The organism is Peptidiphaga gingivicola, from assembly GCF_001652275.1.
Lineage (GTDB): Bacteria > Actinomycetota > Actinomycetes > Actinomycetales > Actinomycetaceae > Peptidiphaga > Peptidiphaga gingivicola.
In genome coordinates this window covers 1,550,577-1,563,122 of sequence record NZ_LVZK01000001.1, presented here as the reverse complement: position 1 = coordinate 1,563,122, position 12,546 = coordinate 1,550,577, and the positions used below count along the sequence as shown (strand labels likewise).

At 65.0% G+C, this 12,546-nt stretch carries 10 protein-coding genes and 3 tRNA genes; 7 read left to right on the top strand and 6 right to left on the bottom strand.

Annotated elements, in window-relative coordinates; genetic code table 11:
• The first annotated feature begins 429 nt into the window (after positions 1–429).
• The 3 genes from A4H34_RS06465 (at position 430) to A4H34_RS06455 (ending at position 3,435) form a co-directional block, all read left to right on the top strand.
• Positions 430–1,590, top strand: coding sequence for a glycosyltransferase family 4 protein (locus A4H34_RS06465; protein ID WP_064231429.1), 1,161 nt, complete (start codon positions 430–432; stop codon positions 1,588–1,590).
• A 10-nt stretch (positions 1,591–1,600) separates the two neighbouring features.
• Positions 1,601–2,494: a DMT family transporter gene (locus tag A4H34_RS06460; RefSeq protein ID WP_064231428.1), complete on the top strand. Its 894-nt coding sequence runs from the start codon at positions 1,601–1,603 to the stop codon at positions 2,492–2,494.
• Positions 2,495–2,643: 149 nt separating this feature from the next.
• The gene (locus tag A4H34_RS06455; RefSeq protein WP_064231427.1) at positions 2,644–3,435 is read left to right on the top strand and encodes an LD-carboxypeptidase; all 792 of its coding nucleotides are present in this window, start codon (positions 2,644–2,646) and stop codon (positions 3,433–3,435) included.
• Positions 3,436–3,538: 103 nt separating this feature from the next.
• Here the strand turns inward: A4H34_RS06455 and A4H34_RS06450 are convergent.
• From A4H34_RS06450 to gltX, 5 genes are all read right to left on the bottom strand, one after another.
• Positions 3,539–3,611, bottom strand: a tRNA-Glu gene (locus tag A4H34_RS06450).
• A gap of 39 nt (positions 3,612–3,650) precedes the next feature.
• A tRNA-Glu gene (locus A4H34_RS06445) sits at positions 3,651–3,723 on the bottom strand.
• Positions 3,724–3,757: 34 nt separating this feature from the next.
• Positions 3,758–3,829, bottom strand: a tRNA-Gln gene (locus A4H34_RS06440).
• 212 nt (positions 3,830–4,041) lie between these two features.
• Positions 4,042–5,691, bottom strand: coding sequence for a hypothetical protein (locus A4H34_RS06435; RefSeq protein WP_064231426.1), 1,650 nt, complete (start codon positions 5,689–5,691; stop codon positions 4,042–4,044).
• 123 nt (positions 5,692–5,814) lie between these two features.
• Complete coding sequence (gene gltX, locus A4H34_RS06430) at positions 5,815–7,317, bottom strand: glutamate--tRNA ligase (protein ID WP_064231425.1); 1,503 nt, start codon at positions 7,315–7,317, stop codon at positions 5,815–5,817.
• 279 nt (positions 7,318–7,596) lie between these two features.
• Between gltX and A4H34_RS06425 the strand changes: the two genes are divergently transcribed.
• The 4 genes from A4H34_RS06425 (at position 7,597) to A4H34_RS06410 (ending at position 11,697) form a co-directional block, all read left to right on the top strand.
• Positions 7,597–8,685, top strand: coding sequence for a helix-turn-helix domain-containing protein (locus tag A4H34_RS06425; RefSeq protein WP_009198937.1), 1,089 nt, complete (start codon positions 7,597–7,599; stop codon positions 8,683–8,685).
• Complete coding sequence (locus tag A4H34_RS06420; RefSeq protein WP_064231424.1) at positions 8,669–9,568, top strand: ABC transporter ATP-binding protein; 900 nt, start codon at positions 8,669–8,671, stop codon at positions 9,566–9,568. The genes A4H34_RS06425 and A4H34_RS06420 overlap by 17 nt, the downstream gene beginning before the upstream one ends.
• Positions 9,565–11,163, top strand: coding sequence for a hypothetical protein (locus A4H34_RS06415; protein ID WP_064231423.1), 1,599 nt, complete (start codon positions 9,565–9,567; stop codon positions 11,161–11,163). Before A4H34_RS06420 ends, A4H34_RS06415 begins: the two co-directional genes overlap by 4 nt.
• A gap of 147 nt (positions 11,164–11,310) precedes the next feature.
• A complete protein-coding gene (locus A4H34_RS06410) occupies positions 11,311–11,697 on the top strand; it encodes a VOC family protein (protein ID WP_064231722.1) in 387 nt (128 codons plus the stop codon).
• A gap of 222 nt (positions 11,698–11,919) precedes the next feature.
• Here A4H34_RS06410 and A4H34_RS06405 read toward each other — a convergent pair whose 3' ends face one another.
• Positions 11,920–12,522, bottom strand: coding sequence for a TetR/AcrR family transcriptional regulator (locus A4H34_RS06405; protein WP_009198943.1), 603 nt, complete (start codon positions 12,520–12,522; stop codon positions 11,920–11,922).
• Between the last annotated feature and the right edge of the window lie 24 nt (positions 12,523–12,546).

The window sequence follows — 12,546 nt, the reverse complement described above, 5'->3', positions numbered from 1 at the left end:
ATCACATTTTTCAAGACTTGAGAATATCGACTTTTCGAACACGCTCTGATAAAATTCTCCTTGAAAACAAAAGCGTTTCCAGCATATCGCGAGCAAAAAACCACTCACCCTGGCTTAGAATGCTAGGGAAAACACAACTTTAGAAGAGAACGCTTCAGACTCACCTTAGAATTTAATTGATATGAAAATCTCGCAGCTTGTGAAAGCGGTCTTCTCGTCGCCGCTGAATCTAATGACGTCGAACAGTTGCGCCGACGTCCAGGACCCAAGAAAGCGCCGTCGTCAGGCAATGTCGTCGAGCAGCCTCCTGGCGTCGGGCGGTCTGCAACCGGCACCCAGCGGTCTGTAGACTTCCCTTGCGCAATCCGATGCCGATCTCACGCAACCCGGTGCCGAACTAGCCGGACGAAACCAGATACGATTACCCGCATGAGACGGACGCTCCTGGTGACGAACGACTTTCCGCCCCGCAAGGGAGGAATACAGACGTATCTGGAAGGCTTCGCCCGCGAGCTCGACCCGGATTCCCTCGTCGTCTACTGCTCGTCTCCCCCGGACGGCGGGGCGGACGAGTACGACGCCGCGCAGCCGTGGACGACGATACGCTACCCGGGAACGGTCATGCTTCCGATCCCAAGCGTGCGCCGCGAGATGCAGAGAATCATTCGCGAGCAGTCCATCGAGGCGGTTTGGTTCGGCGCATCGACGCCGCTCGGCCTCATGGCGAAGGCCGCAAAAGCCGCCGGGGCCGGCAAAGTCATTTCGACCACTCACGGACACGAGGTCGGCTGGGCAAGGGTCCCTGCCGGGCGCCTGGCTCTGCGGAAGATCTTTCACGACGCCGACGTCGTCACCTACCTGACGAAGGCGACCCTCCGTCGGCTCCGCCCGCTCATCGGGAACACGCGAATCATGCGCCTGCCGGGCGGCATCTCGCCGGAGGACTTCGCATTTTCGGCGTCGTGGCGGCACAAGCTGCGCGCACGTTACGGGATCGGCGACGAGCCGACGGTCGTGTGCATTTCGCGACTGGTCGAGCGCAAAGGGCAGGACACGCTCATTCGCGTCTGGCCCCGGGTTCTCGCCTCCAGTCCGCGGGCCAAACTCGTCATAGTCGGCAAGGGCCCCTACCAGGGCGGTCTGCGGAAGATGGCGCAGGAAAGCCCAGCCGCGGCGAGCATCGTCTTCACGGGCGAGGTGCCGTTCGAGGAGCTTGCCGCCCACTACAGCCTGGGCGACGTTTTCGCCATGCCGTGCAGGACCCGCGCGGCGGGCATGGACCTCGAAGGGCTCGGAATCGTTTATCTCGAGGCCTACGCCGCCGGCCTTCCCGTCGTCGCCGGGGACTCCGGCGGCGCGCCCGAGGCGGTCATCAACGGAAAGACCGGCGTCGTCTGCTCAGGGCATCACCCGGCGGCCGTCGCCTCCGCGCTTGCGTACATGCTGGACAACCCCTCACGCGCCAAAGAGATGGGCCGCTCCGGGCTTGCCTGGGTCGACGAGGAGTGGCGTTGGTCGACCCTCGCCGCCCCCCTGCGGGAAGAACTGCTGACCGAACCGCAGAAGCAGGCGCTGCGACCGAACTACTGAAAGGGCTGCTGTGATCGAATACTTCGCGCTGGCCGTCGCCGTCGGCTGCCTGGTTCCCGTCCAAAGCGCCATGAACACGCGCTTAAAGGTCTCCTACGGAACGACGATAGGGGCCTCTTTCGTCTCCTTTGTGATCGGAACGGCGTTTCTCGGCGCGATAGTCGTCAGCGAGAGTCTGAACATCATTCCTCCCGTCAGCACACCGTGGTGGTCTTATCTGGGCGGGGCGATGGGAATCCTTGCCCTTTTGACGATCATCACGATCTTTCCGCACGTCGGCGCCGTCGAAACGGTGGTGCTGCCCGTCGGCGGAAAGATCCTCTCGGGACTGGCCATCGACCATTTCGGCCTGTTCAACTCCCAGGTCCAGCCCATCTCTGCATATCGGCTGGCGGGGGCCGGACTGGCCGCCGCGGGAATGCTTCTCGCGGTCTACGGGCGCGGGAAATCCTCGCGGGTCGGCCCGCGCCCGAAGCTCATATGGCGGGTCATGGGAATCCTTGTGGGCGTCTATGCCGCACTGCAGGCGGCATTCAACGGGAACCTCACGAAGATGCTGGGCTCGTCGATCGCGTCGGGCTTTGTCTCCTACGCCACGGGCACGATCCTGCTTCTGCTTCTCGTCGTCTTCAGCAATCAGCTTCCGCATAAAACGACGCGCGGTCGATGGTGGATGTGGCTGGGCGGGCCCGTGGGCGCCCTTTTCGTGGTGGGAATGGCCCAGCTCGTTCCCCGCCTGGGAACAGGCGTCACCCTGCTCGTGGTCCTCATCGGCCAGCTGCTCGGCTCGATGGCCATCGACCACTTCGCCCTTTTCGGCGCTCGAAAGGCGCATGTCACGCTCTTCAGGCTGATAGGCGTGGCCGTTCTCGCCGGCGGAATGTACGTGTACTACACCTTCTGACGCCCATGGGCCTGGGGCGGCCGCAAGCCAAGATTGGCCGATGCTTTCCATGCGCCGGAGCGGCCCGCGAAGCTTGTCTGTGGGGGCGGACGAGGGACGTGGCCCGAAGTCCCGTTGACAGCCCGAAGACGGAAACCTAGCCTGTCCCCATGGCTTCTCTCCGTCTCGTGAACTGTTCGAATCCGCTGCCGGATTGGGCCCGGCCGAAGCTGCCCGCCGCCGTCCGCGCCCTTGCGGACCGAGGCCACGAGCTGGATTGCACAGAAGTTCTCGAGCTTGACGCCGACCGGCGCTGGAGCCCTCGGCTGCGCGCACGCATGTTGACCGAGGCCTTCGCCGACGACGCCGTCGACGCCGTCTTCGACGTCTCGGGGGGCGATCTCGCGAACGAGGCACTCCCCCACGTCGACTGGGACGCCGTGGCCGCGCACCCCAAACCGTATTTCGGCTTCTCCGACAACAGCTGCATTGTCAACTCGATCGTCGCCATGACGGGGCAGCCAGCCGTCCTGTGGAATCCCGCGGCTGGCGTCGAGCGGGGATTTGACGCGGTCGACGCCGCATTGGCCGGCCGCGCCCTTCGCCCGGCGCTCACCGGGGCGGAAGGTCTGGCGCAAAAGCGATGGGCCGGGGGCAACCTTCGCTGCTTCCTCAAGCTCGCGGGAACGCCGTACTGGCCGGATTTGAAAGGAAAGGCCCTGGTCGTCGAGTCGCTCGGCGGGAGCCTGCTTTCGCTTGCGACAAGCCTCGCTCAACACACGCAGATCGGATCCTTCGAAGCGATTGCGGGAATCGTGGTGGGCCAGCTGACGGAGATCGACGAGGCGGGCGAGCGCGCCGCCGCACTCGAACTGGTCAGGGAATATGCGGGAGGCCTGCCCATCGCCGAGGCGCCCGGGCTCGGGCACTCGCCAGACAGCGAGCCGGCGACTTTCTCTTAAGGGAAAATTGCGGTTTGCCGGGAGAGACGCGGCGTTTTCCTCGGGAACCGGCTTTTCGCGCAACGGCCGCCGGTGCAGCGGACTCGTTCAGAGGAAGTGAATGTACCCCCAGCGGGATTTGAACCCGCGTTACCGCCGTGAGAGGGCGGCGTCCTAGGCCACTAGACGATAGGGGCAATGCCGTTGAGCAGGCGCGAATAAATCGCACATACTCGTACCCCCAGCGGGATTTGAACCCGCGTTACCGCCGTGAGAGGGCGGCGTCCTGGGCCACTAGACGATAGGGGCGCAGAGAAAATGGTTGTCGAAGACCATCGCTCCGCTGGGGTACCAGGACTCGAACCTAGAACGGATGAACCAGAATCACCTGTGTTGCCAATTACACCATACCCCAGTGCAATCACCAGCTTTCGCCGGCGACAGATAAAAAGGCTACCGGATTGAGCGCCGTTGGGCAAAACGACGACGCGTGCATCCCGTCACTGAACGCGGAGCGTTAGGACGGCACGGAGAACGACGTCGGCGCAAAGCCGGCGCGCTCGCCCGACGCCGGAGACTTCGGCGGCTCGCAGAGGGCTCGGGCGCCGGCTGTCGGCGGCCGCCCCCTCAGGAGACGCCAGGCCGATTGAGCCAGAGAATCGATCCGGGCGTCCAACCGGTCATCATAGTCAGAGGCGTTTGCGGATCGCAGCCATGAGACTCCCCCGCCTCTCCATTTTCCTTGTTGCGAACCGTCTCGGAGCCCTTCAAGGTCGCAAAGTCCCCAAGATCCGCCGAATCATCCAAAGCGGGGTTTCCCTCCAAGGCCGCGGAATCCGCAACGGCCGTGGAGCCCTCGAGGTTCAAAACGTCCTTAAGGGCAAGTGGCGCAAAGGCGGATCTGAGCGCGCCCGCCACAGAAACGTAGACGCCGTCGATCTCCCGCCGCGCGGCCTGCCAATCGACCGTGTACATCTGCCCCTCCGCGTTGCCCTGCCACCCTGCCTTCACATCCGGGGTCAACCGCGCGGGAAACCGCGCTACGAGCCGCATCCAGTCTTCGGGCGCGTGAATCGATGCTATCCGCGAACCGTCGCCCTCTGCGAGAACCCCGCGGTCCAATCGGGCGACGTCGCAGTCTCCGGCGTCGTCCCCGAACCACTGCTCCGTGCACGTGCGCCCGTCGACGACGCTGTCCTCCCACATCTCCCGGTCGAATCGACTTGCGGAAAGATCGCGGTAGCTATGAAGCACCGGCCACTCCATCTCGGAGGAGGGAAACCACGCGGCCCCGCAGATCGTCGGCGCCCGCGAACCCCATTCTGCAGCGCCGCTCGTTGCCGCAAGACCCGCCGAGCCTGCAGGGACTCCTCCGGGCCGTTCGACGCGGACGGTCGACGAGGCCGGAACCTCCTCATGCCAGGTGTAGGAGGCAGGGTCGAAGCCTTCGCTCCACCATTCGAGGCCCGGCAGGCCGATCAAACGCTCGGCGATCCGGTCGAGCTGGGTGCGCAGGCCTTCGCCGCACAGGTCGTCGATCGGGATCTCTTCTTCGTACGAGCCGAAGGCGTAGCCCACTGTCGCGTCAGACAAAGCCATTTCGACGATTCGCGGGAGCTCTATTTCGTCGCCCGCCTCGAGCGCGCGCTCACACCAGGCGACGACGCCCGCGACGTAGCGTTCAACGAGCTCTCGCCTATCGGATGTTGGGCGGCCGCGGTCTTCGGGAGAGCTGCCGAGGTTGGGACGACCTTCCGGAGGGCCGCCGCCTTCGTGAAGCTCCCCGCCGTCATGTTTGTCGCCGTCGCATTTTTCGCCGCTGGCCACAGCCATGCTGCGGGGAACGGCGTTTCCTTTCGCGCAAGCAATAATCCATGAGCTCGGCACAGCCGCGCCGTGGGGAACGACGTCGCCGAGCAGCTTCAAATCGTCGGAGGCGGGGCCCCGCGTTCGGGCGCGCAACTTCAAAAACCGCGGCAGTTTGCGTCGAAACAGGCGGCTTTTCGGCTCTTGAAAAACGAGGCGCATTCGCGAGGGCAATTCCTCAAAATGCACGGGCGAAAGCGCGGGAAGGCCCTGCGCCCACTCCGCGCGGCCCCCGTCCGAAAAATTGGCTTCGTTCTGCAGCGCGGACGCAAGCTCACGGACCAAGACGCGCTGCATGATGCCGCGGCGAACCGCGTACTTGCTGGTGCGGGGAGACTGAGAATCTTCGGGCGGCTTGCGAAACCACTCCCGCGGCCCGCGAATCCAGAAAATGCGCCGTCCCAGTCTCATAAAGCCAGACTACAGGCGCACGCCCGGCGCGGCCAGAGGAACTCTTGCCGAAGCCGCTCGCCCGCCGGACCCGGCGACACTCCGCCGACCGTCCGGTCAGAGCGAGCTTTCCGCAAACGCGAGCTACAGGCGCGCCAGAAGCCGCTCGATTCTCGCGAGCGCCTCGTCCTTCCCGAGGATCGCCATGGAGTCGACCACCGGAATCGAGACGTTCGTGCCGGTCATGGCGACGAAGAGCGGGCCGAAGGCCAGCCGCGGCTTGATGCCCAATCCCTCGACGAGTTTGGCGTCGAGGGCCTCTTTGAGCTCTTCAGGCTTAAACGACTCCATCGAGCGCACCGCCTCGGCCGCCCCCGCAAGGGCCGCAGGGGCCGAATCCTTGAGTTTGGCCACGGCCTTCTCGTTGTATACGACGTCTTCAGCGCCGACGAAGAGGAACCGCAGCAGGTCCGGCGCCTCGCCGAGAAGCTGCATCCGAGTCTGCGCCAGGGGCGCGGCGGCGTCGAGAATCCTGCGTTCGGCGTCGGTCAGCCCCTCGTACTTGTCGGAGCCCACAATTCCCTCCCGTGCGAGGAAGGGAACCAGGCGCGAGGCGTAATCGGCGACGTCGAGCCGGCGAATGTGTTCGGCGTTGATGGCCGTGCACTTCTTCTCGTCGAACCTGGCGGGATTGGGGTTGACGGCGTCTATCTCGAAGGCGGCGACCATCTCGTCCTTCGTGAACACGTCGTTGTCCGGGCTGATGGCCCACCCCAGCAGGGCGAGGTAGTTGAGCAGCCCCTCGGGGATCACGCCGCGCTCGCGGTGAAGCAGGAGGTTGGATTGCGGATCGCGCTTGGACAGTTTCTTGTTCCCCTCCCCCATGACGTAGGGCAGGTGGCCGAACCTCGGAGTGAACTTCGCGACGCCGAGCTCCTCAAGCGCGCGATAGAGCACGATCTGACGCGGCGTGGAGGAAAGGAGGTCCTCTCCGCGCAGCACGTCGGTGATCTCCATCATGGCGTCGTCGACCGGATTCGTCAGCGTGTAGAGGGGGTCGCCGTTCGCGCGGACGATGACGTAGTCGGGAACCGATCCGGCCTTGAAAACAATCTCTCCGCGCACGAGGTCGGTGAAAGAGACGTCGGCGTCGGGCATGCGCATGCGAATGACCGGTTTGCGGCCCTCCGCCCTGTACGCTGCCTTCTGTTCCTCGGTCAGGCCGCGGTCGAAGCCGTCGTAGCCGAGTTTCGGATCGCGCCCGGCGGCTCGGTGGCGCTCCTCGACCTCCTCCGGCGTCGAAAAGGACTCGTACGCGTACCCGCCGGCCAGAAGCTTCGCGGCGACGTCGCGATAGATCTCTCCGCGTTCCGATTGGCGGTACGGCCCGTGGGGCCCGCCGACGCCGACGCCCTCGTCCCATTCGAGACCCATCCACGTCAGCGAATCGACGATCGCGTCGAAGGAATCCTCGGAGTCGCGGGCGGCGTCGGTGTCTTCAATTCGGAAGACGAAAGTGCCGCCCACGTGGCGCGCATAGGCGTAGTTGAAAAGGCACGTGCGCACCATTCCCACGTGGGGCGCGCCGGTCGGCGAAGGACAGAAGCGAACGCGGATGTCTGAGCCCGCAGCATTTGTGATAGCCATGATGCAACAAGGGTAACGCTCGCAAGCTCGCCGAGGCTCGGCGGAAGCGCAGTGCGCCGAGTGAGCTAGGGCACCGAAGGGGCGGCGCGCAGCCGGACGGTGCGACGTCCGACGTCGACGGCGCATCGCGCAGCCGGACGGCGCAAGGCACGTCGGGGCGGCGCGAGTTCCCGCTCGGCCAGGCTGCGCGGCGCTTTTGCTTGCGTTGGTGCGCAGCCCGAACGTCCGGCGGCCAAAGTCGCTTGCATGTGACGTAACGTCACATGATGAGATAGGGGCATGAAAGTTTCCGAGGTCGCCTACCTTGCCGGCACCACGGTGCGCGCCGTTCGCTGGTACCACGCCGTGGGCCTGCTTCCGATTCCCGAGGGAAGGCCCCGAGACTACGGCTTCGACGATCTTGCCCGCCTCGTGCGAATCAGGTGGCTGGCCGAATCCGGGATGAGCCTCGCTTCCATCGGCCACCTGCTCGACGGCTCGTCAAAAGACGCGACGGAAGACTTCGACTCCGCCCTGGAGCGGATAGATGCGGAGATCCAAAAGCTCGCCGCTCAACGCGACAGGATCGAGGGCTTGCGCGAGCTGGCCAAAAGCGACGCGACGATCTCTCCCCTGCCGGCCTCCCTCGACTCTCTTTACACTGCTGTCCGTTCCCGCCTGACGAATCCCCGTCACATCGAGCTCCTCGAGCGCGACCGCGTCATCGCCTCGATCATCGGGGCGTGGGACAAGTTTCCCGACGTCGCGCTGTACTCGGCCACCGAGGCCGACATCGACGCCATGGTCGAGGGGCTCGAGATCTTCGCCGAGGCGATGGACGCCGACGACGTCGGCCCCCTCGTGGACCGATTCGTCGTCGTCTACACCAAGCTCGCGAGCAAATTCGGCCTCGCCGGCCTGGCCGACAACATCGTCGGCATAAGCGCCGACTTCGACCGCCTTCTCCTGGCGACGAGGGTTGCTTACCCCGATCGAAAGCATCGCCAGTTCATGGAACTGTGCCTGGTCAGGCTCGGATGGGTCGAGCCCGAGGCCTTCGAGGCCGCGCCAAAGGCAAACGCTTCGGATCATGAAGTAGACTGGATTCGGATTCTGATTGGGCTTTCCGGCCTCGCAAACGCTTCGGATCATGGGGCAGAGACTTCGGCTCACAGGGCGAATCACGGGGCGAAGGCCTCGGCTCGCGGAGCAAACGCGGCTCGCAAAGCGACGAAAGAAGAAAACGCAAAAACGACGCAAGACGGCGCTGCAGAGCCTGCGGGCGCCGCGCGAGCTCAGGAAAAGGCAGGCTCCGCCCGTGCCGGCGAAAAGGCGGGCGCTGCACACACTCACGAAACAAAAGGAGAAATCGATGGCGGAGACCATTGAAGTCAAAGGCCTTGTGAAGGCCTTCGGACAGTTGCGCGCGCTCGATTCGCTCGACCTCGCCGTGGAGGAAGGGGCCGTCCACGGATTCCTCGGCCCGAACGGCTCGGGCAAATCGACGACGATCCGATGCCTGTTAGGCCTGTATCGCCCCGATGCCGGAACTGTGCGGGTGTTCGGCATGGACCCGTCTGCGTCGGCCCACGACATCAACCGGCGCGTGGCCTACGTTCCGGGCGAGGTGGCCCTGTGGCCGAATCTCACCGGGCAGCAGGCCCTCGACGCCCTGGCCGCGCTGCGGGGAAGGCGCGACGAGGCCCGCGAGCGCGAGCTCATCGAGCGTTTCCGCCTCGATCCTTCGAAACGCATCAGAACGTATTCGAAGGGAAACAGGCAGAAGGTGATCCTGGTGGCCGCCCTGTCGGCCCCCGTCGATCTGCTTGTTCTTGACGAGCCGACGAGCGGGCTCGACCCTTTGATGGAGCAGATCTTCGGCGAGTGCATCGCCCAAGCGAAGGCGGAAGGGCGGACGGTTCTCCTCTCGAGCCACATTCTGGGCGAGGTGCAGGCTCTGTGTTCGCATGTGACGATCATCAAGGACGGCGTCACGGTGGAGACGGGCAGGCTCGACCGGCTCAGGCATCTGGGAGCACGTGAGATACGCGTGCGCGGCGAGGAATCGCGGCTGAAGAGCCTCTTCGCGGACGTCGAGTCGAAGGGCGTCGCCGTTGCGTGGGACGACGGCGACGTCGTTGCGGAGGCCGACGCCGCTCGCGTGCCGGCTGTCCTCGGCGCGGCCGTCGCGGCGGGTTTGGCCGACATCACATGCACGGCTGCGAGCCTTGAGGACCTGTTCCTTCGGCATTACGAGGCGACGGTCCGATGAACGCCAAGGATTTCAGGACCCTTTTCGGCGTCGCCCTGCGTCGCCAACGGCTGGCATTCGCCGCGTGGATCGGCTCCTTCTGCCTCGTCTTGGCAGTTGTTCCCAACGCCTACCGGAATGATCTGGGAAGCATGGAGCTTCGCAGATCCGTGATCGAGATGATGAACTCCAATGCGGCGACGCGCCTTCTGTTCGGGACGGTCCCTCAACCCGGCACGGTCGGCCAGCTCGTCCAGTGGGAAACGGGAATGCTCCTTTTGGTTTTCACGGCGATCGCGGCCATTCTCATTGTCACGACCGTCGGGCGCCGCGGCGAAGACGACGGCCTTCGCGAGCTTGTCGAAGGGACCGGGGTCAGCCGGGCGGTCGTGTTCGCCGTTCAAGCCGCTGTCGGAACGGTCTTCTCCTTGGCCGCCGGTTTCGGCTGCGGCTTCGTCCTAGCCGTGCAGGCGCCGCTGCTTTCTGAGATCTCCGTGGCCGGCTCGGTGTGCCTGGGGGTCGCGATTGCCCTCGCGGGCTGCGCGTTCTCGGCGATTGGCCTCGTCGCCTCTCAGCTTGCCGACGACGCCGTCGGGGCGCGTCGAATCTCCCTCGTGGCGCTGTTCGCGGCGTTTTCCCTGCGCGTCGGAGCGGTTGCCGCCGGCTGGGATTGGGTGCAATGGCTCACTCCCCTGGGATGGAAGGATTTGCTCGAGCCCTACACCGCCGATCGTTTCCTTCTCGCGATTCCCGCGGCCCTCGCCGTGCTCGCGCTCGCCGCGTCGGCCTGGCGCCTGTATTCGCGCAGGGAGCTTCACGGGGCCTATCTGAAGTCGGCGAACCGCTCGGGCTCTCGCCTGCGGGCGGCCGGCGTTTTCTCGCTGACGCTGCGACTGGGGCGGCGCAGGCTGCTCGGGTGGCTCGTCGGCGTCGTCGCGACGGCCGCCCTCATCGGCTCCATGGCGGGTTCTTTCGTCACTTTGACAAAGAAAAACGCCGATTACTCCGACCTCCTCTCGAAAATGTCCGGAGGCGGCGAGGCCACGTCTCAGATCGTTTCAATCTTCTCGGTCATCGTCGGCATTGTCATCGTCTGCGAATCGGCGAATGCGATCTCTTCACTCGCCGAAACGGAGAAGAAAGGGATCCTCGACGTCGAGCTGGCCAGCGGGACCTCCAGAAGCAGAGTCGTCGCGGCCCATGCCGTCGCGGGCGCCGTGGAATCGGCGATCCTGACGGCCGCGGGCGCAGTGACCCTCGCCGTCGCCGTCGGCCTTTCCCTCGACTGGGAGCACGGGCGCGAGATCGCCTGGAAAACCGCCACCCAATGTCCCGCGTGCGTGTGCCTCGTAGGCGTGGGATGTTTGCTTTACGCGCTTTCGAGGAAGCTGACCGCCGGAGTGTGGGCGCTGGTCGGATGGTCCTTCGCACTGTCCTGGTTCGGGAAGCTTCTGGAGCTGCCGGAGTGGGCGTCCAAGACGACGCTTCTGGGATGGTCCTTCTCCCCCTCTGACACCGAGCACCTTCCCCAGGCCCTCGGATTGCTCGCCGTCGGGCTCGCCGCATCCGCGCTTGCGACGGCCGCCTGCCGTCGCCGCGACATCCTCGCGTCGTAAGCCGCCTCTCCTGGCGTCGTGGCCGCTCCTGCCTCGGCGGTGCCCCTCCTGGCGGCCGGGCTTCGCCTCGACCGTCCTGGGCATCGGCCCCTCGACATGCAATCGGCAAAATCCCCTTTGAGGCCGACCGCGGACTATCCTTGGGACATGATCGACCACATTTCCATTAATGTAAGCAATCCAGAGGTTTCCATAGCCTTTTACGCAGCAGCGTTGGAACCGCTCGGCTACCGTATCGTCATGGAGCACGGGCCCGTCGTCGGCATGGGTGCGCCTTTGCCGAATGCCCCCGAGAACGCACCGATTCCTCCAGACCTGTGGATCGTGCCGGCAGAGAGCCCGACGCCCTGCCACATTGCCGTTTCGGCCTCGTCGGCCAAACAGGTGGATGCCTTCTATCGGGCGGCCATAGCCGCGGGCGGCGCCGACAACGGGGAGCCGGGCGAGCGTCCGCATTATCACCCCGGCTACTATGCGGCGTTCGTCCTGGATCCCGACGGCAACAACCTGGAGGCCGTCTTCCACGGGAACTGACTCCGGGCTTCTTCGAGAGCCGATTCTGAGCTTTTTCAAAAGCTGACTCTCGGAGCCGTTTGCCGGGTGACTTCGGCGGGAGATTTGCCGAAGCGCCCGGCAATTCGGAAAATAGTCAAGGCTAACCGTTCAAGCGCTTCGAGAAATACACAAAACGTCCCGAGGCAATTCGACGATTCGACGGTTCGGCGAAGCCGCAAAACCCGTTGAGGCGGCACGGCCTCAGGAGCGCCGACAGACGAATTCCAGGAGCTCTCTGGCCGTGGCTTTGACGTCGCGCCCTTCGGACAGGGCAGAGACGGCGGCGCCGTCGACGACGGCGATCACCAGGTCGGCCGTCAGGTCGATGCGCAAATGGGCGAGCACCCTGGCGACGGCCGCATTGAGCCGTGAGCGCCCCGTTCGATAGGCGCTCGCGACAGGCGCGAAATCGCCCGCGCTTATCAGCTGCGCGTAGTGGCCGATGAGCGCCTGTCCGCTCGGGAGAGTGGCGGACAGGATCGCCTCGACCCGCTCCGCCATTGCGACGTCCTCCGCGGCGCGGGACTCGACCCGTTCGGCCACGCGCTCGGCCCGCGAGGCCCACAGAGAAATGTTCAGGGCGCCTGCCTGGTGGAGAAGGTCCTCCAGCCCCTCGAAGTAGTAGGTGGTGGCCGACAGCGAACATCCCGCGCGGCGGGCGACGGCCCGATGGCTGACCGAGGACGGGCCGCCCTCACGCACGAGTGCCGCTGCGGCCTCCACGATCTGCCTTCTTCTGGCCTCTCCTTTCAAAGTGGCTGCCCCTCCGCTGGAGGCTGCCCCGAGCTCATCGGAAGCCCTCATGTTCTCGCGCCACCGCCTTCCCCC